We start from the raw sequence: 21,938 nt of genomic DNA on the forward strand, positions 1-21,938 counted from the left end.
CATGGCAACGCTTGAAATCCGCGACCTGCACGTCTCCGTCAACGCCGAGGGCGGCCCCCGCGAGATCCTCAAGGGCGTCGACCTGACGGTCAAGCAGGGCGAGACCCACGCGATCATGGGTCCGAACGGCTCCGGCAAGTCCACCCTGGCCTACTCGCTGGCCGGCCACCCCAAGTACACCGTCACCGGCGGCCAGGTGCTGCTGGACGGCGAGGACGTGCTGGAGATGTCCGTCGACGAGCGCGCCCGGGCCGGTGTGTTCCTGGCCATGCAGTACCCGGTCGAGGTCCCCGGCGTCTCGGTCTCCAACTTCCTGCGCACCGCCGCCACCGCCGTCCGCGGCGAGGCCCCCAAGCTGCGGCTGTGGGTCAAGGAGGTCAAGGAGGCGATGGCCGCCCTCTCGATGGACCCGGCGTTCGCCGAGCGCAACGTCAACGAGGGCTTCTCCGGCGGTGAGAAGAAGCGCCACGAGATCCTCCAGCTGGAGCTGCTCAAGCCGAAGATCGCCATCCTCGACGAGACCGACTCCGGCCTGGACGTCGACGCGCTGCGGATCGTCTCCGAGGGCATCAACCGGGTCCGCTCGACCGGTGAGGTCGGCACCCTGCTGGTGACCCACTACACCCGCATCCTGCGCTACATCAAGCCCGACCACGTGCACGTCTTCGCGGGCGGCCGGATCGTCGAGTCCGGCGGTGCCGAGCTCGCCGACAAGCTGGAGGAAGAGGGCTACGAGAGCTACGTGAAGGGCGGCGCTTCCGAGTGACAGTGACCCATTCCCATCTGACCGGACTGCTCGACACCGACGCCATCCGCAAGGACTTCCCGGTCCTGTCGCGGCAGCTGCACGACGGCAAGCCCCTGGTCTACCTGGACAACGCGGCGACCTCGCAGAAGCCGCGCCAGGTGCTGGAGGCGCTGAACGCCTACTACGAGCAGCACAACGCCAACGTCCACCGCGGCGTGCACGTGCTCGCCGAGGAGGCCACCGCGCTGTACGAGGGCGCCCGGGACAAGGTCGCGTCCTTCGTCAACGCGCCCAGCCGCAACGAGGTGATCTTCACCAAGAACGCCTCCGAGTCGCTCAACCTCGTTGCCAACATGCTGGGTTGGGCCGAGGAGCCGTACAAGGTCGACTCCGACTCGGAGATCGTGATCACCGAGATGGAGCACCACTCCAACATCGTGCCGTGGCAGCTGCTCGCGCAGCGCACCGGCGCGAAGCTGAAGTGGTTCGGCCTGACCGACGACGGCCGGCTCGACCTGTCGAACATCGACGAGCTGATCACCGAGAAGACCAAGATCGTCTCGGTGACGCTGGTGTCCAACCTGCTGGGCACCGTCAACCCGGTCGAGGAGATCGTCCGCAAGGCGCAGTCGGTCGGCGCGCTGGTCGCCATCGACGCCTCGCAGGCCGCCCCGCACGCCGTGCTCGACGTGCAGGCGCTGGAGGCCGACTTCGTCGCCTTCACCGGCCACAAGATGCTCGCCCCGACCGGCATCGGCGTGCTCTGGGGCCGCCAGGAGCTGCTGGAGGACCTCCCGCCGTTCCTCGGCGGCGGCGAGATGATCGAGACCGTCACCATGGGCTCGTCCACCTACGCCCCCGCGCCGCACAAGTTCGAGGCCGGCACCCCGCCGATCGCCCAGGCCGTCGGCCTCGGCGCCGCCATCGACTACCTGTCGGCGATCGGCATGGACAAGGTCGCCGCGCACGAGCACGCCATCACCGCGTACGCGATCGACCGCCTGCTGGAGGTCCCCGACCTGCGGATCATCGGCCCGCGCACGGCCGTCGACCGCGGCGCGGCGATCTCCTTCACGCTCGGCGACATCCACCCGCACGACGTCGGCCAGGTGCTCGACGAGCAGGGCATCGCGGTCCGGGTCGGCCACCACTGCGCACGGCCGGTCTGCCTGCGGTACGGAATTCCGGCGACCACCAGGGCGTCGTTCTACCTGTACTCCACGCCCGGCGAGGTGGACGCGCTGATCGACGGCCTCCACCACGTCCGCAACTTCTTCGGCTGAGGTGGCTGCCATGAAGCTCGACTCGATGTACCAGGAGATCATCCTGGACCACTACCGCAACCCCCACGGCAAGGGGCTGCGGGACGGCGACGCCGAGGTGCACCACGTGAACCCGACCTGCGGCGACGAGATCACCCTGCGGGTGAAGCTCGACGGCGCGGTCGTCACCGACGTCTCCTACGAGTCGCAGGGCTGCTCGATCAGCCAGGCCTCCGCCTCCGTGCTCAACGACCTGGTGGTCGGCAAGCCGGTCGGCGAGGCCCAGCAGATCCAGGAGGCCTTCCTCGAACTGATGCAGAGCAAGGGCCAGTCCGAGGGCGACGAGGAGATCCTGGAGGACGCCGTGGCCTTCGCCGGGGTCTCCAAGTACCCGGCCCGGGTCAAGTGCGCCCTGCTCAGCTGGATGGCCTGGAAGGACGCCACCGCCAAGGCGCTCGGCGGCCAGCCCGCGATCACCGAGACCACCGACTGACGCCCGTTAGGACACTGGATTCATGAGCGAGAACGAGACGGCCGAGGCCGTCGAGGCTCCGGCCGCCGAGGCAGCGGCCGCTGAGGCCACCGAGGCCCCCGGCGCGTTCACCAGCGCCGGCACGGTCTCCACCGAGGACCTCATGGAGGCCCTGATGGACGTCGTCGACCCCGAACTGGGCATCGACGTCGTCAACCTCGGCCTGATCTACGGCCTGCACATCGACGCGGACGACACCGCCACCGTCGACATGACGCTGACCTCCGCGGCCTGCCCGCTCACCGACGTGATCGAGGACCAGGCCCGCACCGCCACCGACGGCCTGGTCAAGGACCTGCGGATCAACTGGGTCTGGATGCCGCCGTGGGGCCCCGACAAGATCACCGACGAGGGCCGCGACCAGCTCCGCGCGCTGGGCTTCAACGTCTGAGCCGGTAGCGGTCGAAACAGGGGCGGGAACCTCCGGGTTCCCGCCCCTTCGCGCGTTCCGCCGCCCCGGGCCGAACTAGACTGCGGGGCCATGGATTTCGGGGCGAACGGCGGACGACCGGGACAGCCGGACTGGGCCGCGATGGCCGAGCGGCACGAGCGCGCGCAGCGGCGGCGCAGGCGGCTGCGGATCGCCGGGGCGGCGGCCGGGGCGGTCGCGCTGGCCGGCGGGGGCGGTGCGGCGGTGGTCGGCCTCGCGGGCGGCGGTCCGGCGGGCGGCGGTCCGGCGGCGGGGGTTGCCGCGAGCGGGGCCCCGGCGGCCACCGGCTCGGCCGCGCCGCGGGCGACGCCCGCTCCGGACGCCTCAGCCTCCGCCCCGGCTTCGGCTTCGGCTCCGGCCTCGGCCGCCCCGGCTGCTCCGGCGTCCGTCCAGGCCTCGGCCTCGGCTCCGGCTCGCAGGCGGTCCGGCCCCGTCCCTGTAGCGACCGCGACCGCCCGCAAGCCGGCCGGGGCGGCGAGTCCGGCCCCGCCGGCCGGCCCGGACGGCGGCCGGGCGCTGGAGATCGCCGGCTCCGTGGTGGACCTGCTCCTCGGGCCCCGCCACGTGGCGGGTGACGCCCTGCCGCTGGGACGGCCGGGGGAGCCGCGGCCCTGACGGCGGCGGGGCGCCGCAGGGCCGGGCGTCGGCGGTCAGCGTCGGCGCAGGACCACCGCGGCCAGGGCGAGGGTGGCGCCGGCGGCGGTGAGGGCGAAGGCGGTGACGGCGGGGAGCAGGCCGTAGGCGCGGGTGAGGGCGCCGACGGCGATGATCGGGGCGGAGGAGCCCAGGTAGACGATCACCCAGAGGGCGGAGAGCTCGCTGCCGCGGCGGGCCGGGTCGAGGGCGGCGACGGCGGTGGTGAACAGGGAGCGGAAGGCGACGCCCTGGCAGACGCCGGCCAGCACGCTGCCGACGAACAGCAGCGCCGGGGTGCCGGTCGCGGCGGCCGCGGTGAGCAGGCCGAGCCCGGCGGCCAGGCCGGCCAGGCCGGCCGCGACCACCACCCGGTCGGAGGTCGGCGGGACGAGCAGCTGGGCGGCCGCCGAGGAGCCGAGCAGCAGCGCGGCGACGGCCGCGCCCGCCAGCGGGGAGCGGGTGTGCAGCAGGGTGGAGGAGAAGGCGGGGGCCAACGCCAGGTAGACGCCGAAGACCGCGTAGGAGAGGAAGCCCGCGGCCGCTGCCAGCAGGAACTCGCGGCGCCCGGTGCGCGGCAGCCGCAGCCGCTGGGGCCGCAGGTGGGCGGGGGTGGTGACGCGCGGCGGGGAGGCCGGCGGGCGGACCGAGCCGGGCATCCGGGGGTGCACCAGGGCGAGCGGCACGCACAGTGCGAGCAGCGCGACGGCGTGCGGCAGGAACGGGCCGAGCAGCGGCTTCGCGTCGCTGGTGAGCGCGGCGCCGACCAGCGGGCCGAGCGCGACGCCGCCCGCCGAGCAGGCCAGGGTCAGCTTGGCGGCCAGGGTGGGGCGGTCCGGCAGCAGGTCGCCGAGGGCGGCGCCGGCCGCGCCGGTGGACAGGCCGACCGCGACGCCCTGCACGGCCCGGCCGGCGGCCAGCTGCCAGAACGAGCCGGCGGTGGCGAACACCGCGTCCCCGGCGGCGGCCAGCGCGACCGCGGGCAGGATCAGGGCGCGCCGCCCGAGGTGGTCCGACCAGTGGCCGACCGCGGCCAGCACCGGGACCAGCGCGAACACGTAGACGGTGAACAGGACGGTGGTGTCCAGCGGGCTCAGCCCCAGGCGCTGCTGCAGCACCGGGTAGAGCGGGGTGGCGAGGTTCGCGCCGATCAGCATCAGCAGCAGGGCGGCGGCCACCAGGCCGACCCGGATGCCGCGCAGCGCGTTCCAGCGGCTGATCGGGGCGAGCTGGAGCTGCTTGCGGGGCGCGAGTTCCAACGGAAGCAGGGCCTCCGACAGTCGGCGGCCGGCGTACTGAGCGGTGCTCAGGCCGGGGCCGGCGGGGGAGAGGTCCGCCATGGCAGGGGTCTCCTGTGGCAAGGCGCCGCCGGGCGCGGCCGGGCCGAGGTGCGGCGGCGCGGCCCGGACGGTGCGGGTGTGCACGTGGTACGTGGAGTGCGGAGCGCCGTCGCTCCGGGTTCCGGGGCGCCCGCGCGGGGGTGGTGCGCGTCGCCCCCCGAAGGATACGTGGCCGCGGGCACTCGTTCGGACGCACCGCCCCACTCGTTCGGGGGGACGATCCCGCAGCTCAAGCGTTCGGTCGTGGCGGCCGATACGCTGGGTTGACGGGCCGACACGCACCGGCCCGCTCCGCCGCTCCCCGCGTCCGCCGCCCCCCGGGCGGGCCGCCCACCGGACGGCGGTGCCCTGCGACGCACCCGGGAGAACGCGCGCGATGGCCGGACGTAGCCGTAACACCCCTGACCAGCAGCCGTCCGAGGCCGAGGGGCTGCTGCCCGCCGACTACGACCTCGCCGACCTGTACGGCGCGCAGAGCGGCGACGAGGACCCGGACGACACGGCGGTGCTGATCCCGCCGATCACCCTGCCGGCCGACGCCGAGCTGGCCGCCGCCGCCCTCGCCGTCCCGCTGATCTCCCGGGTGGTCGCGCTGGCCCGCTGGGTCGCCCCGCACCGCGAGGTCGACGAGCACGGCGACCTCGGCGAGGCCGACCGGGTGCAGGCCGCCCGGATGCTCGGCGCCGAGGACCCGGACGAGGACGACGTGGTCGAGGCGATGCGGGCCTGGGCGCTGGCCTGCGACCTCGACCTGGTCGAGACCGGCACCACCGACGACGGCGCGCACGTCGCCATCCCCGGCCCCGACCTGGCGGCCGTCGAGGCCGGCGAGCCCGCCGCGGTGCTCGGCCTCTGGTTCGAGGCCGCCGAGCTGGTCCGCGAGCTGGCCGCCGAGGCCGAGTCGGTCGACCCCGAGGTGGTCGAGGGCGGCGGGAGCGACGACTCCGACGGCCTCGCCGAGGTCGAGGACGCCCACGACCAGGCCGCCGAGATCCTCGACGAGGCGCTGCACGTGCTGTACGAGGCCACCGCGTTCGCCGAGCCGGGCGCCGAGACCGTCCCGCTGGGCGTGCTCGCCGCGCTGCTGGTCGTCCCCGACGGGCAGGAGCCCGACGAGGAGATGCTCGGCGAGATCACCGACCTGATGGTCGTCCTCGACCCGATGCTCGGCGACCTCGCCGAACTCGGGCTCCTGGAGCACCGGCCGATCGACCCCGACCTGTTCGAGGAGGGCGAGGGCGGCGCCGACGGCGACGTGGTCGACACCGACCGGCCGCTGACCGACGAGGACGCGGCCCGCTTCGGCACCGTCCGGCTCACCGTGCTCGGGCAGTACGCCGTCCGCGAGTGGCTGCTCGCCGACGGCTACGACGCCCCGCTCATCGGCGACCTCGCCGAACTGGACGGCCCCGCCCTGCTGCGCGAACTCGCCGAGAACGGGCAGCTCTTCGCCGAACCCGAGCTGAAGGCCTGGCTGGCCGCCCGGGACGCGCCGGACGCCGCCCGCGAACTGCTGGCCGGCGCGCGGGGGCGCGACGCGCAGTCGCCGGTCCGCCGCTACTACTGCGTGCTCGGCCTCGCCGAACTCGGCGAGGAGGCGGCCCCGTTGGTGCGGGGCGTCGTCGACGACCCCGAGCTGGGCGGGCTGGCCCGCGAGTGGCTGCGAGCCCGCGGCGTGGACGTCGCGGCCGCGGAGCGCGAGGTCGCGCTTTGGCGGGTGGTCGACTCGATGGCCGCCGTCATGCTGCTCACCGCGGGCGAGGGCGGCCGGCTGCAGGCCCTGGTCGCCGACCTGCCGGTGACCGACAACCCCGCCGGCTACTTCGGCGAGGTGTGGCGGGTGCCGCACCCGATGACGGCGGAGGTGCTGGAGGCGGTCGGCGAGCTGCACCTGGACCGCAAGGTGGCGAAGGAGGCCCGGCGGGCGGCGGTCAAGGCGCGGTCGCTGCGCGGGCAGACCGGGTGAGCGCAGCGGCGCTCCCGGCGGGGCCCCGGACGGGGCTCCGGCCGCGAGTTCTCTGCAAGCCCTCCACGTCCGGCTGATGGATCGACAGGTTCCTCTGGCCGTAAGGTAAGGCGGCGTTGGAGTGGCGAGCGGCCGGGGGTGCGGCGAGGGATGAAGAGGCAGCACACGAGCGGGCCCGTGGACATCGAGGCGATGTACTCGGACCAGGAGGCGTACGGCCGGCAGGTGTTGGCGGGCGCGGGGTTTCCGGTGTTCGGGTGGGTGCACGGGGCCGGGGGGGTGCCCGGGTGGGACGTGCTGGCGGAGTACGAGGTCGGCGACGGGGAGTTGGCGGCGGTGGAGGTCCGGTCCGGTGACTGGAGCTCCGCGCAGGGCCCGTACGTGACGGTGCGCACCTACCGGGCCGGGGCCGGGTCGGGCGGGCTGCTGCCCGACCTGGAGGACGTCGTCGAGGACGAGCGGGACCGGGTCTACGAGCACCTCGGCGTCGACGAGGGCGACACCGCCGGGCGGGTCCGGGCGCTGCGGGAGTGGATCACCGTGGACGGCGAGCCGCACGCGGTGCAGGTGCACGAGGACTCGCGGACCGGCGCCGGGCACGGCACGGTGTGGGCCGGGCGGCTGCGGGTGGACGGGGCGACGGTGACGGTGACCGGGCGCGGGGTCCTGCCCGGGTCGGTGGAACTGCGCCGGATCGGCGACTTCGAGCGGTACATCGTCGGCCGGACGGCGATGCTGCGGCAGGTCGCCGCGCTGCGCGCGGACCGGAGCTCCCCCGAACCGGAGCCGCAGCCCGCCGAGTTGGGGCTGCAGGCGCACCGGGACCTGGTGGTGCAGGCGATCGCCCGGGCCGCCGCGACGGCTGCGCAGCTGCGGGCCGGGCGCTCGGCCCGGTTGCCGCGCCACCTGCGCGGCGAGGACCGGCAGGTGCGCTGGGAGACGGCGGTGCGGCAGCAGATGCGGCTGGCGTCGGAGACCCGCGAGGAGGCGGACGAGGCGGTCGCCTCGATGGTCAACCACCTGAGCCGGCTGGCCCACCACGCGGACTGGGTGAGCGGGACGGCCGAGGGCGCGGCGGCCGTCGAGGAGGTCGTCCGGTACACGGCGTTCGCCAGCGAGGTGCCGAGCCTGCCCGCGCAGCGGGCCTGGGAGCGGCTGTGGGCGGGCGGCACGCCGGAGCTGCCGTCGGGGACGGAGGACGCCTGGCTGACGGCGTGGGAGCAGTGGCGGGTGGAGCGGACCCAGCACGGGGGGCGGCGCTAGGTGTTCCGTCCCGCGAGGTAAAGGCTGGGTCATGGGTGGTTCTATGGTCGGTAAATCGGCACGTCGGCGCCGGGTCGGATTCACGTCCGGTTCACGTCCGGGCCGGAGCCTTTCGGTCACCAGAGCCCCCCTCTCCTCCAGGAGTGACCGTCATGTCGCTGTCCCGCCGGGACTTCGTGAACCGTTCGACCATGCTCGGAGCAGGCGTCCTGATCGCCGGCAGCGCCGAGGTGCTGGCCACCGCGCCCGGTGCGATCGCCGCCCCGGCGGGCGGTGAGGCCGCCCTCGCCAAGGGCGGGCACGCCGCGGTCGGCTACGGCGAGCTGGTGTCCGACCCGCAGGGCGTCCTGGCGCTGCCGAAGGGCTTCTCGTACGAGGTCATCACCCGGACCGGCGTGACCACCCTGGTCACCGGCGAGTCCACCCCCAGCAACCACGACGGCACCGCCGCGTTCGAGGGCCGGGGCGGGACCACCCTGCTGGTGAACAACCACGAGCTGGCCGGGCCGCGGGCCAACTGGCCGCACCCCGTGCCGCTGCTGGAGGGCCACGTCTACGACCCGGCCGCGGCCGGCGGCTGCACCGTCGTCGAGGTCTCCGGCCACGGCAACGGGCACGGGCACGGGCACGACGACGACCACGGCAGGGGCAGGGGCCACGGCAAGCGCCGGGTCCGCGAGTGGGTCGGCATCGCCGGCACCGCCACCAACTGCGCCGGCGGCGCCACCCCGTGGGGCACCTGGCTGACCTGCGAGGAGACCGAGGACAAGGCCGGCACCAACGGCTTCACCAAGGACCACGGCTACGTCTTCGAGGTCGACCCGCACGACCAGGACGCCAACCGGGACCCGCAGCCGATCAAGGCCCTCGGCCGGTTCGCGCACGAGGCCGTCGTCATCGACGAGAAGCGCGGCCACGCCTACCTGACCGAGGACGCGTCCAAGCCCAACGGCCTGTTCTACCGCTGGACCCCGCCGGCCGGCTTCAAGCACGGCAAGGGCCGGCTGCGCACGCTGGCCGCCGACGCGGGCGTGCTGGAGGCGCTGAAGGCGTTCGACTCCCAGGGCAAGCTGGTCGACGACCTGTCCCGGGCCACCAAGCCCGGCACCACGTACGGCGCCGACTGGGTCAAGGTCCAGGACCGGGACGCCCGCACCACCTCGATCCGCAAGCAGTTCAAGGACGGCGAGGTCACCCGGGCCCGCAAGCTCGAAGGCATGTGGTGGGGCGACAACGGGATCTACTTCGTCTCCTCGTTCGCCCGCGAGGAGTCGCCGCTGCAGCACGACGGGCAGGTCTGGTTCTACAACCCCGTCCGTCGGACGCTGACCCTCAAGGTCATCCTCGGCGTCAACAACGACGTCTGGACCGACCAGGGCAACTTCGACGGCCCCGACAACATCACCGTCTCGCCCCACGGCGGCCTGATCATCGCCGAGGACGGCAACGGCCTGCAGCACCTGTTCGGCACCACCGCGGACGGGCGGACGTACGCGCTGGCGCGCAACGAGCTGAACCTCGGGACGGCCGAGAAGCCGGAGTTCAGCGAGTTCACCGGGGTGACGTTCTCGCACGACGGGCGGACGCTGTTCGCCAACATCCAGGAGCCGGGAATCATGCTGGCGATCACGGGGCCGTGGCACCGGATGTGACGTACCGCTGAGATCCGCCCGGGGAGGGTTCCTGCTCTCCTCGGGCGGATCTTGCCGTTCACGGGTGGTCGCTCGCGCAGTTCCCCGCGCCCCTGGCGGGGCACGGAACTGCAGGACCCTGACGGGGTAAGGGACTTCAGTTCTCGGCAAGCCTCAACTGGAGCATGGCCAGCAGGCGCTGCTGGGGCTGTGCCAGGTCGAGGCCGGTGAGCTGCTCCGCCCTGCGGACCCGGTAGCGCAGGGTGTTGGGGTGGATGTGCAGGGCGTCGGCCGCGGTGCGGACCTCGCCGAGGGCGTCGAGGTAGGCGAGGACGGACTCGGCCAGGCGGGTGTGGTGGCGGGTGTCGTAGGCGGTGAGGGCGGTGAGGCGGGGGTCGCGGAGCTCGGGGCGGTCCTGGAGCAGGGCGAGCACCTCGGAGACCAGCACCTCGGCCTGCACGTCCTGGAGGGCGGCGACGTCGGGGACGACCCCGCCGCGGCCCATCGCGTCGAGGATCCGGTCGGCCTGGGCGCGGGAGGCGGGGACGTCCGCCAGGCCCGGGACGGTCGGGCCGATGGCGGCCCGCAGCGGGATGGAGAGGTGGTCGCGGGCCGCGTCGACGGTCTCCTGGGTCCAGTCGCGCAGGGTGCCGAGCGGGACGCCGGGCGGGAGTTCGGGCAGCAGGACGTAGACCCGGGAGTCGACGGGAGCGAGCAGGGCGCCGCGGTGGCGGGCGGCGGTGTGCACCGAGATCAGGCCGGTCACCTCGTCGCGGGTGAGTTCGGCGTCCCGGTCGTCGGTGGCGGCGGGCGCGTAGGCCAGCACGGTGGCGGGGCGGCGGACGTCCAGGCCGAGGTGGGTGGCCAGCGACTGCGGGCCGGTGGAGCCCTCCAGCAGGCCGGTCAGCAGGGTCTGGGTCAGCCGGGTGTCGGCCGACAACTCGCGGCGGCGGCGCACCAGTTGGCCGGCCGCGACCCGGGCGGCGCCGACCAGGGCCTGCTCGGCGGTGTCGGTCAGCGGGCGGGAGCCCTCCTGCACCCAGATGGTGCCCAGCGGCTGCGCGCCGGAGCGGATCGAGATGGCCAGCCGGCGGCGGATGCCGAGTTCGGGGTGGGCGGCGATCTCGATCGCGCCCTCCGAGCCGCGCAGGTGGGAGAAGACGCCCCACTCGCGGAGCTTGGCCAGGTACGGCTCCGGCCCCTGGCGGCCCAGGATGGACAGCCGGCGCAGGTCGTCCACCTCGTCGGTCTCGGAGGTGCGCGAGTAGGCGAGCACCCGGCTGGAGGTGTCCTCGATCGAGACGATGCCGCCGGTCAGCACGGCCACCGTCTGGGCGAGCGAGAACAGGTCGCCGGTGGCGGGCCCGCCGGGATCCGGGCCGTCCGGGCCGTCGGTGCCGGAGAGCAGGGTGCGGGCCAGCGAGTCGAGGTGCTCCCAGCGGGTCTCGCGGCGCACCGAGAGCAGCGCCACGCCCGCCTCGGTGGCGGCCTCGCGCAGCGCGTCCGCCTGGCCCGGCCCGTCCAGCTTGACCGCGACGGCGGCGGCCCGGGCCCGGCCGGCGGCGCGCAGGGCGGGCAGTGCGGCGCGGCCGCGGGCGCCGATGGCCAGGACGAGCTCGCCCGGCGCGGAGGTGGGCGGGTCCTCCGGGTCGAGGATGGCCACGTGCCGGACCGGGACGTCCAGCCCGGCGGGCGCGGCCTGCAGCTCGACCAGGGGTTCGCCGAGCGACATCAGCAGCTGGCGGAGCGGGAGGCCGGTCATCGTCGGGGTCCTCGGTGCATCAGGGGCGGGGCGGGCACGCTTCGTCGGGGCGCGGTTCGCCGGGGCGCGGTTCGCCGGGGCGCGGTTCGTCGGGGCGGGGCTCGTCGGGGCGGGGTTCGTCGGGGCGGACAAGGTCGCGGGGCCGAGTTTAGTGAGGCGGACAGGAAACGGCCGCCGTGACCGGGGCGTGACGGTGTTCGTCCGGGCGGACAACGGCGAGTGGGGGAATTTGGCGGCGCGGCCAACGGTGCCGGGCGGGGACGGGGAATAGCGTTCCTCCATGGCCGGCGTGCGACCCTCGCCGGCTTCCCATGACGAGAAGGAGAGCGTGCGCGCCATGGATGCTGTGACCCAGGTCCCCGCGCCGGTGAACGAGCCGGTCCACAGCTACGCCCCCGGCAGCCCCGAACGGGCCCGGCTGGAGGCCAAGCTGAAGGAGCTGGGCGGCCAGGGGCCGATCCAGCTGACCATGACGATCAACGGGGAGCAGCGCCTCGGCGGCGGCTCCGAGATCCACGTCGTCCAGCCGCACCACCACGCGGCGAAGCTCGGCACCCTGCGCAACGCGACCCAGGACGACGCGCGGGAGGCCATCGACACCGCGCTGGCCGCCGCGCCGGCCTGGCAGGCGCTCTCCTTCGACTCCCGCGCCGCGATCTTCCTGCGCGCCGCGGACCTGCTGGCCGGGCCGTGGCGGGAGACCCTCGCCGCGGCCACCATGCTCGGCCAGTCGAAGACCGCCCAGCAGGCGGAGATCGACACCCCCTGCGAGCTGGTCGACTTCCTGCGCTTCAACGTGCACTTCGCCCGGCAGATCCTGGCCGAGCAGCCGATCTCCTCCGACGGCGTGTGGAACCGCACCGACCACCGCCCGCTGGAGGGCTTCGTCTACGCGATCACCCCGTTCAACTTCACCGCGATCGCCGGCAACCTGCCGACCGCGCCCGCGCTGATGGGCAACGTGGTGATCTGGAAGCCGTCCCCCACCCAGCAGTTCGCCGCGCACTACCTGATGCGCCTGCTGGAGGCCGCGGGCCTGCCCAAGGGCGTCATCAACATGGTGACCGGCGACGGCCTGGCCGTCTCCGAGGTCGCGCTCAAGCACCCCGCGCTGGCCGGCATCCACTTCACCGGCTCCACCGCCACCTTCCAGCACCTGTGGCGCACCGTCGGCGAGAACATCGCCGGCTACCGCACCTACCCGCGGATCGTCGGCGAGACCGGCGGCAAGGACTTCCTGGTCGCCCACCCGTCCGCCGACAAGGCCGTGCTGAAGACCGCGATGACCCGTGGCGCCTTCGAGTTCCAGGGCCAGAAGTGCTCGGCGCTGTCCCGCGCGTACGTCCCGGCCTCGATCTGGGCCGAGATCAAGGACGACTTCCGTGACGAGGTCGAGTGGCTCACCATGGGCGACGTCGCCGACCTGAGCAACTTCATGGGCGCGGTCATCGACGAGCGCTCCTTCGCCAAGAACAAGGCCGCCATCGACCGTGCCCAGGCCGACCCGCAGGTCGAGGTGCTGGCCGGCGGCACGTACGACGACTCGGTCGGCTACTTCGTCCGCCCGACCGTGCTGGTCTGCCAGGACCCGGCCGCCGAGTACTTCCGCGACGAGTACTTCGGCCCGATCCTCGCCGTGCACGTCTACGAGGACGAGAACTACGACGAGATGCTCGCGCAGATGGAGTCGGTCTCCTCGTACGGCCTGACCGGCTCGATCATCGCCCAGGACCGCGAGGCCGTCGAGCACGCGATGCGGGTGCTGCGCAACGCGGCCGGCAACTTCTACATCAACGACAAGCCGACCGGCGCCGTGGTCGGCCAGCAGCCCTTCGGCGGCGGCCGGGCCTCCGGCACCAACGACAAGGCCGGCGCCAAGCAGAACCTGACGCGCTGGACCTCCAGCCGCTCCATCAAGGAGACGTTCGTCCCGCCGACGGACTACCGCTACCCGCACATGGGCTGACCAGGCCCCCTCGACGGCCGGCCACCACCCCCCGGCCGGCCGTCGCCCCCTCTTCTCCACCAGCTGATCCGCTTCGCCGGGAGTCCACGATGCTCCGTTCCGCCCTCCTCGCCGCCTCGCGCTCCCCGCAGGTGCGCACCATGGTCGAGAAGTTCCCGCCCACCCACGCGATCGTCGAGCGCTTCGTCGCCGGCGACCGGCTCGACCAGGGCGTGAGCGCCACCGAGACGCTGGTCGCCAGCGGCCGCAAGGTCACCCTCGACCACCTCGGCGAGGACACCAAGGACGCCGACCAGGCCGCCGGCACCGCCCTCGCCTACGAGCACCTGCTGACCGCCCTCAAGGAGACCGGCCTCGCCGCCAACGCCGAGGTCTCCGTCAAGCTCTCCGCCGTCGGCCAGTTCCTCCCCGTGGACGGCGAGAAGATCGCCCTGGAGAACGCCCGCCGGATCTGCCAGGCCGCCGCCGACGCCGGCACCACCGTGACCCTCGACATGGAGGACCACACCACCACCGACTCCACCCTGGCCATCGCCCGCGAGCTGCGCGCCGACTTCCCCTGGCTGGGCGTCGTCCTCCAGGCGTACCTGCGCCGCACCGAGGCCGACTGCCGCGACCTCTCCGGCGCGGGCTCCCGGGTGCGGATCTGCAAGGGCGCCTACAAGGAGCCCGAGTCGGTCGCCTTCCAGGGCAAGCGGGACGTCGACCTCGCGTACGTCCGCGCGCTCAAGGTCCTGATGGCCGGCGAGGGCTACCCCATGGTGGCCTCGCACGACCCCAACATGATCAAGATCGCCGGGCAGCTCGCCGAGTGGAACAAGCGCGACACCACCTCCTTCGAGTACCAGATGCTCTTCGGCATCCGCCCCGAGGAGCAGCTCCGCCTCGCCGAGGCCGGCAACACCATGCGGGTCTACCTCCCCTACGGCCAGGAGTGGTACGGCTACTTCATGCGCCGCCTCGCGGAGCGCCCCGCCAACCTGACCTTCTTCCTGCGGGCGATGGCCACCCGCGGCTGACGCCCGCCCGACTCCCGTACGGGGCCTGCGACCCACTGTCGCGGGCCCCGTCGGCGTGCGGGGGCGGTGGCGGGGTGGTTCAGAGCATGGCGGCGGCGGGTTTGACCATGCTGCGGGCGGTTTTGGCGTCGACGTACTCGCCGAGGGCGGTCATGACCCACTCGCCGGAGAACTGGCGGACGAGTTTGCACATGGCGACGCCGGTGTGGGGTTCGGACTGGGCCAGGTCGAAGCGGACGAGTTCCTCGTCGGTGCCGGCGTCGACCAGGCGGCAGTAGGCGTTCTTGATGTCGGTGAACTTCTGGCCGGAGAAGGAGTTGACGACGAAGACCAGGCCGCAGACCTCGGGGGGCAGGCCGGCCAGGTGGACGGTGATGGCTTCGTCGTCGCCGCCGCCGCGGCCGGTGAGGTTGTCGCCGGAGTGGGCGATCGCGCCGTTGAAGACGGAGAGCTTCATGAACCAGGCGGTGTCGATCTTGTTGCGCTGGGCGTCGAAGGCGATCACCGAGGCGTCGAGGTCGATGCTGCGGCCGCGCCCGGCGGGCTCCCAGCCGAGGCCCATCCGGACCGAGGCGAGGAAGGGCTTGCCGGCCTTCTCCAGGGAGACCGAGCCGCCCTTGACCAGGTTGACCCGGCCCTTGTCGAGGGTGATCTTGCCGACGGCGGGGGAGCCGGACGGCATGGGGGGCGGGGCCGCGGGCCCCTGCGGCGCCGCGCCCGGCATCGGCGGGGCCGCGGGCGGGGTCGGGGCCGGGGGTGCGGCGGGGGCCGTGGCGGCGGCGGCCGCCGGGGGTGCGTCCTCGACGGCGACGCCGAAGTCGGTGGCGATGCCCGCCAGGCCGTTGGCGTAGCCCTGGCCGACGGCGCGGACCTTCCACTCGGCGCCGCGCCGGTAGACCTCGACGACGACCAGGGCGGTCTCGCGGGAGAGCCGCGGCGGGGTGAAGGTGAACAGTTCGCGGCCGGTGTCGGCGTCCCGGACGGTCGCGGTGGGCTCGGTGCCCGCGAAGGTGGCGCGCCGGTCGTCGAGCGAGGCGGTGACCACGATCCGGGTGATCTCGCCCGGGACGGCCGCGGTGTCGACGGCGATCGCGTCGGGGGCGCCGCCGGCCGCCGGGCGGTGGGTGACGCCGGGGCCCTGCGGGGCGTTGAAGAAGACGAAGTCGGCGTCCGAGCGGACCTTGCCGGCCGCGGTGAGCAGCAGTCCGGAGACGTCCAGCCGCGTGGGCGCGGTGACCTCGACCACGACCCGGGCCGACGCCAGGGGTGCGTTGCCGCCCTGGACCAGAACAGTCGTCACGTGCTCCTCCTCGATTCGCCGTTCCCACCCTAGCCAACCCGCCGCGCCCGCCGGGATACGCCGCGAGCGAATCCGGCGCGCACCCGCTTGCCCGGGCCGGGCGGGCTCGGCGAGCATGCGGGCATGCCAGCACTGCAACGATCCGAAGCAACTGTCCGTGCCCGCCTGCTGGAGGTCCGCGGCTACACCGTCGACCTCGACCTGACCGGCGGCCCGGAGCGGTTCGGCAGCACCACCGTGATCCGGTTCGGCTGCACCGAGCCCGGCGCCGACAGCTTCGTCGACGTCGAACCCGCCGTCCTGCGGCGCGCCGTCCTGAACGGGCAGCCGCTGGACACCACCGCGCTGGACGGCAACCGGCTCGCGCTGCCCGCGCTGCGCGCCGAGAACGAACTGCTGGTCGAGGCCGAGATGCGCTACTCGCGCACCGGCGAGGGCCTGCACCGGTACACCGACCCGGCCGACGGCGAGGTGTACGTGTACGCCACCTGCGGGCCCGACCTGGCGGCCAAGGTGTTCGCCTGCTTCGACCAGCCCGACCTGAAGGCCCCGTTCACGCTGACCGCCACCGCCCCCGAGGGGTGGACCCTGGTCGGCAACGGCGCCAAGGTCCGCGGCGAGAAGGGCAGTTGGGGGTTCGCCCCGACCAAGCCGATCTCCACCTACCTGTTCACCGTGGTCGGCGGCCCGCTGCACTCGGTGCGCGGCGAGCACGACGGCATCCCGCTGGGCCTGCACGCCCGCCGCTCGCTGGCCGCCGAACTCGACCGCGAGGCGCCCGAGTTGTTCGAGGTGACGGCCGCCTCGCTGGACCGGCTGCACCAGCTCTTCGACGAGCGCTACCCGTTCGGCGAGTACCACCAGGCGTTCGTCCCCGAGTTCAACTGGGGCGCGATGGAGAACCCCGGCTGCGTGGTGTTCCGCGACGAGATGCTGTTCCGCTCCCCGGCCACCGCCTCCGACCACGAGACCCGCGCCATGGTGGTCTGCCACGAGATGGCCCACATGTGGTTCGGCGACCTGGTCACCATGCGCTGGTGGGACGACCTGTGGCTGAACGAGTCGTTCGCCGAGATGCTCGGCTACCGGATCGCCGTCGAGGCCACCCGCTTCACCGGCGCCTGGACCGCGTTCTCCGCCCAGCGCAAGGGCTGGGGCTACGACGCCGACCAGCGCGGCTCCACCCACCCGGTGGCCGGCAACGGCACCCGCTCGGTCGCCGAGGCGATGGTCAACTTCGACGGCATCTCCTACGCCAAGGGCGCCTCCGCGCTGCGCCAGCTGGTCGCCTGGCTCGGCGACGACGCCTTCTTCGCCGGCCTGAACGCCTACTTCGCCGACCACCTCTACGGCAACGCCGAACTCCCGGACTTCCTGGCCGCGTTGAGCGCCAGCAGCGGCCGCGACGTGCCCGGCTGGGCGGACGCCTGGCTGCGCACCAGCGGCGTCGACACGCTGCGCGCCGAGGCCGAGCGCGCCGCCGACGGCACCCTGACCGCGCTCACCGTCGTCAACGAGGGCAGCCGGCCGCACCTGATCGAGGTCGGCGGCTACCGGGTCGAGGACGGCCGGGTCGTCCCGGCCGGCCGCGTCCCGGTCGAGCTCGGCCCGGGCCGCCGGGTCGCCGTCCCCGCCCTGGTCGAGGCCGGCGCGACCCTGGTCGTCCCCAACGACGGCGACCTGACCTGGGCCAAGATCCGCCTGGACGCGGACTCCTGGCGGGCCGTCGCGCAGTCGCTGTCGGCGATCGAGGACGACGTCACCCGCGCCGTCCTGTGGGAGCACGCCCGCGACCTGGTCCGGGACGCCGAACTCGACCCCGCGGCCTACCTCGACCTGATGGAACGCCACCTGCCCGCCGAGACCTCCGACAGCATCGTCGAGACCGTCCTCACCTTCGCCCGCACCCACGTGGCCGGCCGCTACCTGCCCCCCGCGCGCCGCGCCGAGGGCCTGGCCGCCGTCAGCCGCACCGCCCGCGCCCTGCTGGCCGGCGACGGCAGCCACGGCATCCGGCTGGCCGCGCTGCGGGCCGCCGTCGAGAGCAGCGGCGGTGACGACCAACTCGCCGAGCTGCAGGGATGGTTGACGGACGACGCGGCGCCCGGCGCGCTGCCCGTCGGACCGGAACTGCGCTGGGCCGGCCTGGCCCGGCTGGCCGCGCTCGGGCGGCTCGACGAGGACGCGATCGCCGCCGAGGCGGCCCGCGAACCGGGCAGCGAAGCGGAGTTCGGCGCCGCCCGGGCCCGGGCCGCCCGGCCCGGGGAGGACGCCAAGGCCGACGCCTGGGAGCTGCTGTTCACCCCCGACGGCGTCTCCAACCGGGTCCTGGAGGCCACCGCCCGCGGCTTCTGGGCCTCCGGCGACCCGGACCGGCAGCACGCCTACGCGCTGCGCTTCTTCGCGCGGATCACCGAGGTCGCCGACCGCACCGACGCGGTCGCCAAGCTGCTCGGCCAGGCGCTCTTCCCGTCCGCGCAGACCGCCCCCGAGGTGGTCGCCGCCGCCGAGGCCGTCCTCGCCGACCCCGCGCTGACGCCCACGCTGCGGCGCAACCTGGCCGACGCGACGGACGACCTGCGGCGCACCCGGGCGGTGCGGGCGGCGTTCTAGGGCGGAGCCCGCCCGTGCCCCGGCCGTCCGCCGACCGGGGCACGGACGGTGCTGGCCTAGAAGGTGCCGCGGGCGGCGAGGGCGCGGCTGGTGGGGAGGGCGAAGGCGGAGGCGGTCCAGGTCTCGGGGGCCGCCGGGGCGGCGCCGGGCTGGGCGGTGGCGCCGGTCATGGTGAAGGTGTAGCTGCCGGGGCGCAGCGGGAGGTCGGCGGGGGTGGTGAAGCGGTAGACCAGGGTGTCGCGTTCGAGGGCGACGGTGACGACCGCGCCGGGGAGGTCGGTGGCGGGGGTGCTGCCGGGCAGTGCGGCGGGGCGGTTGAGGCGGAACTCGACCTGGAGCGCCGTCATCGCCTCGTCGAGGTCGAGCCGCAGGGTGTGCCGGGTGCCGGTGGGGCCCAGGGCGTCCACCCGGGCGGTGCCGTGCAGGGTGCCGGGCAGCGCGGCGGGGGCGGACGGCGTGGGCTTGGCGGACGGCGAGGGCGAGGACGAGGCGGACGGGGCCGGGGCGAGCGGGGCCGGCCGGGTGGCCGAGGGCGACGGCGAGCCGGCGGGCGCGGGAGTGGACGAGGGCGAGGACGCGGCGGGCGACGGGGTGGCCGTGGCGGCGGCGTCCTCGGCGAGCCGCAGGGGCGGGGCGGAGGCGGTGGCCGCGGTCGGGCTGGCGGTGCCGGTGCCGGTGCCGGGACGGTCGCTCGGGCGGCCGGTGGGCGTGGCGGGGGCGCCGCCGGCCGTCGCGGGGGCGGCCTGCAGGGTGCTGCCCGGCGCGGGGGCGGGGCTCTCGGCGGGGGTGGCGTCCGGGCTGGGGACGGGCGGGCCGCCGACGGTGACGCCGATCCGGCGGCCGACCTGCTGCTGCTCGTTCAGCAGCCAGGTGGTGGCCAGGCTGATCCCGACCACCGTGGACATCGCCATCGCCGCACCGGAGAAGCGGATGGTGGGCAGCCGCAGCCGCCCGCCGAAGGGCCCGGGCCGGCCGTGCCGTCCCGACCGGCCCGCGGGAACGGGCCTGGAGTGCTCGCGGAGCGCCACCGGGCTCCCCTTCCTGACAGGTCCGCATGCGACACCGCACCCCGTGCGCGGCCCGGACGGGCCCGGGCGAACGGGGCGGGAGGGACGAGACTACCAGCGGTCTGACGGACCGCCAGATCCCGGGCGAAACCCGGCGGCCGAATCGAGTCCCTTGCCGGACCGGCGAGTTGGAGCGCGCCGGTGGTGCGAGGTGGCCTGAACAGGCCATCCGGAACACCCCCTGCAACCCCCTGCAACCGTTGCGAGCGGCCGTGCGCCGGAGCACGCTGGTGCCGTACCCAGCCGCTTCGGAGAGATCGTCATGCCGTGCGACCCGCTGCCCGCCCCTTCCGACCAGCCGGTCGCCGCCACCCCCATGGGCGGCGACCGGGACGGCGCCGCCGTGCCCCCCGCGGTGGTGGAGGAGGTGCTGCTGCTGCGGATCGCCCTGGACCAGGACCTGGTCGGTGAGGTGCGCACCCGGTTCCGGTACGCGGCCGCCGCGCCGCACGAGGTGCGGCTGACCTTCCACCTGGGGCGTCCCGACGAGGCGGACTGGGTCTTCTCCCGCGACCTGCTGCGCGACGGCCTGGAGGCGCTCAGCGGCCAGGGCGACGTCAAACTGTGGCCCGCGTCCTGCCCGTGCCACGGCGCGACCCTGCACCTGGCCCTGGAGTCGCCGCACGGCAGCGCCCTGCTGGAGGCGTCCCGGCCGCAGGTGCGAGCCTGGCTGGAACGCACCTACACCGTGGTGCCGGACGGCGGCGCGGCCGAACTGCTGCCCAGCGACGAGGAGTTGGCCGAACTGCTGGCCGGCGGCTGAGCAACGCCGGACCGCCCCGGCAGCCGCAGCGCACCCCCGGCCAGCGCGGCCCGCACCTCCCGGACGGCCGGGGCGGCCGAACCGGGCAGCAGGTCGTACGGGTCGTCCGGCCCGAGCACCGCGACCTCGGCCCGGGCCGCCAGCCGGTACGGGCGGGCCTCCAGCAGCGCGCCCAGGTGGCGGCGCAGCCGGGACAGCTCGGCCCGGACGGTGACGGTGCGGGCCGGGTCGGCGAACAGCGCCTCGGCGAGCCGGGCGGCGCTCAGGCCGTCCCGGTGCAGGGCCAGCAGCAGGAGCAGCTCGGCGTGCCGGGGGCTCGGCGAGTGCGACCAGGCGCCCGCGCTGCCGCGCACCCGCAGCTCGGGGCCGGCGGGGCGGCGCAGGTCCAGCTCGACGGCGGCGGCCCCGGCCTGCTCGGCGAGCGCGGCCGGGCGCGGGGCGGCCGGGCGCACCAGCCAGCCGTCGGCCAGCGGCTCCACCGCGCACTCGCCCAGCGTCGGCACCCAGTGCACCCCGCCGCTGCCCCAGTCGCCGGGCGGCGGGGCCAGCCGGGGCGGGCCGGGCACGCCGGTGGCGGCGGCCGTCCAGCCGGCCCCGTCCACCACCAGGGCCGGGCCGCCGAACCGGGCCAGCAGCGGCACCGCGACCGTCCGCAGCCGGTGCAGCGCCTCCAGGTGGCCGGCCCGCAGCTCGGTCTCGGCGAGCCGGGCGGCGGTCAGCGCGAGCTGCCGCAGGTAGGGGTGGTCGCCGGTGGCGGGACCGCTCAGGTCGATCACGCCGGCCAGCCGGCCGGTGCGCGGGTCGCGGACCGGGACGCCCACGCACGTCCAGCCGCGGTGGCTGCGCAGGTAGTGCTCGGCGGAGTGCACGGTGCTGGGGCGGGCGGTGCGGGCGGCCAGGCCGATCCCGTTGGTGCCGACCTCGTCCTCGGACCAGAGCGCGCCCGGCTCGAAGCCGATCGCGTCGGCGTCCCGGCGCAGCCGCCGGTCCGTCTCCAGCCACAGCACCCGGGCCTTCGGGTCGGCCACCGCGAGCACCACCGGGGCCGGCTCGCCCGGCCCGAACAGGGCCGAGCGCAGCACCGGCAGCACCTGCTCCAGGCCGGTGGCCCGGCGGGTCTCCTCCAGCTCCGCGGGACGCAGGTGGCGGGCCGGCCGGCCGCGCTCCGGGTCCAGCCCGAGACGGCGCAGCCGGGCCCAGGAGTCGCCTATCTCCGGGCGCTGCGGATGCTGCGGATGCTCGCAGGACTGCGGCGGGACGGTCCGGAGGGAGGCGCGGGCGGGTGTGCCGCCGCCGTCGGTCCGCTGCATGCCGTTCCCCCGTCTCGCCGTCCCGCAGCCAGCGTACGGGGGTTCGGCGGGGGTGTACCGGGTGGGCAAAAAGAGTCGTCGGGGGACGGGGGCCGGGGGAGACCGGGCGGTTCTCGGCAGTGGGGCGAAGAGGGGCGGGGCCCCGGGCGGAACGGTCAGCGGGCGGCGGGGTCGCCCTGGGCGGTTTCGACGGCCTGGTGGAAGTCGTGGCCGGCTTCGGCGGCGGCGGCGGTGGTGGCGGCGAGGCAGCCGGCCAGGGCGAGGGCGGCGAGGACGCGCAGGGCGGGGCGGGGGGTGGGCGGGGTGCGGTGGTCGGTGAGGAGGGCGCGGACG

General features: G+C 74.9%; 18 protein-coding genes. 13 read left to right on the forward strand and 5 right to left on the reverse strand.

What is annotated here, in order from left to right; all coding sequences use genetic code 11:
* Position 1: 1 nt before the first annotated feature.
* From sufC to IH44_RS0122490, 5 genes are all read left to right on the forward strand, one after another.
* Complete coding sequence (sufC, locus tag IH44_RS0122470; RefSeq protein WP_030461482.1) at positions 2–766, forward strand: Fe-S cluster assembly ATPase SufC; 765 nt, start codon at positions 2–4, stop codon at positions 764–766.
* Positions 763–2,031 (forward strand): cysteine desulfurase, encoded by a 1,269-nt coding sequence (locus tag IH44_RS0122475; RefSeq protein WP_369794979.1) that lies wholly within the window; start codon positions 763–765, stop codon positions 2,029–2,031. The genes sufC and IH44_RS0122475 overlap by 4 nt, the downstream gene beginning before the upstream one ends.
* Positions 2,032–2,041: 10 nt before the next feature.
* Positions 2,042–2,503, forward strand: coding sequence for a Fe-S cluster assembly sulfur transfer protein SufU (sufU, locus tag IH44_RS0122480; protein WP_030461484.1), 462 nt, complete (start codon positions 2,042–2,044; stop codon positions 2,501–2,503).
* A gap of 142 nt (positions 2,504–2,645) precedes the next feature.
* Positions 2,646–2,933 carry a metal-sulfur cluster assembly factor gene (locus IH44_RS0122485; protein ID WP_051817190.1) on the forward strand — a complete coding sequence of 96 codons (288 nt, stop codon included), beginning with the start codon at positions 2,646–2,648 and terminating at the stop codon, positions 2,931–2,933.
* A 90-nt stretch (positions 2,934–3,023) separates the two neighbouring features.
* Positions 3,024–3,587 carry a hypothetical protein gene (locus tag IH44_RS0122490; RefSeq protein WP_157852421.1) on the forward strand — a complete coding sequence of 188 codons (564 nt, stop codon included), beginning with the start codon at positions 3,024–3,026 and terminating at the stop codon, positions 3,585–3,587.
* 35 nt (positions 3,588–3,622) lie between these two features.
* On the opposite strand, the gene IH44_RS0122495 is transcribed toward IH44_RS0122490, so the two are convergent.
* Positions 3,623–4,945 carry an MFS transporter gene (locus IH44_RS0122495; protein WP_157852423.1) on the reverse strand — a complete coding sequence of 441 codons (1,323 nt, stop codon included), beginning with the start codon at positions 4,943–4,945 and terminating at the stop codon, positions 3,623–3,625.
* A 376-nt stretch (positions 4,946–5,321) separates the two neighbouring features.
* Here IH44_RS0122495 and IH44_RS0122500 point away from each other — a divergent pair, with 376 nt between their 5' ends.
* The 3 genes from IH44_RS0122500 (at position 5,322) to IH44_RS0122510 (ending at position 9,826) form a co-directional block, all read left to right on the forward strand.
* Positions 5,322–6,911 (forward strand): hypothetical protein, encoded by a 1,590-nt coding sequence (locus IH44_RS0122500; RefSeq protein WP_051817186.1) that lies wholly within the window; start codon positions 5,322–5,324, stop codon positions 6,909–6,911.
* A 150-nt stretch (positions 6,912–7,061) separates the two neighbouring features.
* The gene (locus tag IH44_RS45540; protein ID WP_157852425.1) at positions 7,062–8,174 is read left to right on the forward strand and encodes a hypothetical protein; all 1,113 of its coding nucleotides are present in this window, start codon (positions 7,062–7,064) and stop codon (positions 8,172–8,174) included.
* A gap of 152 nt (positions 8,175–8,326) precedes the next feature.
* Entirely contained in the window at positions 8,327–9,826 is a 1,500-nt protein-coding gene (locus IH44_RS0122510) for an alkaline phosphatase PhoX (RefSeq protein WP_030461490.1), read from the forward strand.
* A 136-nt stretch (positions 9,827–9,962) separates the two neighbouring features.
* On the opposite strand, the gene IH44_RS0122515 is transcribed toward IH44_RS0122510, so the two are convergent.
* On the reverse strand, positions 9,963–11,567 hold the full coding sequence (locus IH44_RS0122515; protein WP_030461491.1) for a CdaR family transcriptional regulator: 1,605 nt from the start codon (positions 11,565–11,567) through the stop codon (positions 9,963–9,965).
* On the opposite strand from IH44_RS0122515, the gene IH44_RS49760 reads away from it, so the two are divergent.
* From IH44_RS49760 to IH44_RS0122525, 3 genes are all read left to right on the forward strand, one after another.
* Positions 11,461–11,838, forward strand: a complete 378-nt coding sequence (locus IH44_RS49760) for a pentapeptide repeat-containing protein (RefSeq protein WP_157852427.1) — start codon at positions 11,461–11,463, stop codon at positions 11,836–11,838. The two genes, IH44_RS0122515 and IH44_RS49760, sit on opposite strands and share 107 nt — an antisense overlap.
* A 66-nt stretch (positions 11,839–11,904) precedes the next feature.
* A complete protein-coding gene (pruA, locus tag IH44_RS0122520; protein ID WP_030461492.1) occupies positions 11,905–13,533 on the forward strand; it encodes an L-glutamate gamma-semialdehyde dehydrogenase in 1,629 nt (542 codons plus the stop codon).
* An 89-nt stretch (positions 13,534–13,622) separates the two neighbouring features.
* Complete coding sequence (locus IH44_RS0122525; protein WP_030461493.1) at positions 13,623–14,552, forward strand: proline dehydrogenase family protein; 930 nt, start codon at positions 13,623–13,625, stop codon at positions 14,550–14,552.
* A 79-nt stretch (positions 14,553–14,631) separates the two neighbouring features.
* Here IH44_RS0122525 and IH44_RS0122530 read toward each other — a convergent pair whose 3' ends face one another.
* Positions 14,632–15,852, reverse strand: coding sequence for a TerD family protein (locus IH44_RS0122530; RefSeq protein WP_369794980.1), 1,221 nt, complete (start codon positions 15,850–15,852; stop codon positions 14,632–14,634).
* A gap of 123 nt (positions 15,853–15,975) precedes the next feature.
* On the opposite strand from IH44_RS0122530, the gene pepN reads away from it, so the two are divergent.
* The gene (pepN, locus tag IH44_RS0122535) at positions 15,976–18,465 is read left to right on the forward strand and encodes an aminopeptidase N (RefSeq protein ID WP_030461495.1); all 2,490 of its coding nucleotides are present in this window, start codon (positions 15,976–15,978) and stop codon (positions 18,463–18,465) included.
* A gap of 56 nt (positions 18,466–18,521) precedes the next feature.
* Here the strand turns inward: pepN and IH44_RS49150 are convergent, their stop codons facing one another.
* Positions 18,522–19,493 carry a hypothetical protein gene (locus IH44_RS49150; RefSeq protein ID WP_030461496.1) on the reverse strand — a complete coding sequence of 324 codons (972 nt, stop codon included), beginning with the start codon at positions 19,491–19,493 and terminating at the stop codon, positions 18,522–18,524.
* Between the two features lie 301 nt (positions 19,494–19,794).
* Between IH44_RS49150 and IH44_RS41295 the strand changes: the two genes are divergently transcribed.
* Entirely contained in the window at positions 19,795–20,295 is a 501-nt protein-coding gene (locus IH44_RS41295; RefSeq protein WP_051817187.1) for an SsgA family sporulation/cell division regulator, read from the forward strand.
* Here the strand turns inward: IH44_RS41295 and IH44_RS49440 are convergent.
* Positions 20,214–21,605 (reverse strand): GAF domain-containing protein, encoded by a 1,392-nt coding sequence (locus IH44_RS49440; RefSeq protein WP_051817188.1) that lies wholly within the window; start codon positions 21,603–21,605, stop codon positions 20,214–20,216. The two genes, IH44_RS41295 and IH44_RS49440, sit on opposite strands and share 82 nt — an antisense overlap.
* Positions 21,606–21,938 lie beyond the last annotated feature (333 nt).

It is taken from the genome of Kitasatospora sp. NRRL B-11411 (assembly GCF_000721345.1).
GTDB classification, from domain to species: domain Bacteria; phylum Actinomycetota; class Actinomycetes; order Streptomycetales; family Streptomycetaceae; genus Kitasatospora; species Kitasatospora cineracea.

Bases quoted from the DNA above. Each gene is read 5' to 3' on its own strand.
- sufC (WP_030461482.1), top strand. From the start codon at position 2: ATGGCAACGCTTGAAATCCGCGACCTGCACGTCTCCGTCAACGCCGAG.
- sufU (WP_030461484.1), top strand. From the start codon at position 2,042: ATGAAGCTCGACTCGATGTACCAGGAGATCATCCTGGACCACTACCGC.
- IH44_RS0122485 (WP_051817190.1), top strand. From the start codon at position 2,646: ATGGAGGCCCTGATGGACGTCGTCGACCCCGAACTGGGCATCGACGTC.
- IH44_RS0122490 (WP_157852421.1), top strand. From the start codon at position 3,024: ATGGATTTCGGGGCGAACGGCGGACGACCGGGACAGCCGGACTGGGCC.
- IH44_RS0122495 (WP_157852423.1), bottom strand. From the start codon at position 4,945: ATGGCGGACCTCTCCCCCGCCGGCCCCGGCCTGAGCACCGCTCAGTAC.
- IH44_RS0122500 (WP_051817186.1), top strand. From the start codon at position 5,322: ATGGCCGGACGTAGCCGTAACACCCCTGACCAGCAGCCGTCCGAGGCC.
- IH44_RS45540 (WP_157852425.1), top strand. From the start codon at position 7,062: ATGAAGAGGCAGCACACGAGCGGGCCCGTGGACATCGAGGCGATGTAC.
- IH44_RS0122510 (WP_030461490.1), top strand. From the start codon at position 8,327: ATGTCGCTGTCCCGCCGGGACTTCGTGAACCGTTCGACCATGCTCGGA.
- IH44_RS49760 (WP_157852427.1), top strand. From the start codon at position 11,461: ATGGCCACGTGCCGGACCGGGACGTCCAGCCCGGCGGGCGCGGCCTGC.
- IH44_RS0122515 (WP_030461491.1), bottom strand. From the start codon at position 11,567: ATGACCGGCCTCCCGCTCCGCCAGCTGCTGATGTCGCTCGGCGAACCC.
- pruA (WP_030461492.1), top strand. From the start codon at position 11,905: ATGGATGCTGTGACCCAGGTCCCCGCGCCGGTGAACGAGCCGGTCCAC.
- IH44_RS0122525 (WP_030461493.1), top strand. From the start codon at position 13,623: ATGCTCCGTTCCGCCCTCCTCGCCGCCTCGCGCTCCCCGCAGGTGCGC.
- pepN (WP_030461495.1), top strand. From the start codon at position 15,976: ATGCCAGCACTGCAACGATCCGAAGCAACTGTCCGTGCCCGCCTGCTG.
- IH44_RS41295 (WP_051817187.1), top strand. From the start codon at position 19,795: ATGCCGTGCGACCCGCTGCCCGCCCCTTCCGACCAGCCGGTCGCCGCC.
- IH44_RS49440 (WP_051817188.1), bottom strand. From the start codon at position 21,605: ATGCAGCGGACCGACGGCGGCGGCACACCCGCCCGCGCCTCCCTCCGG.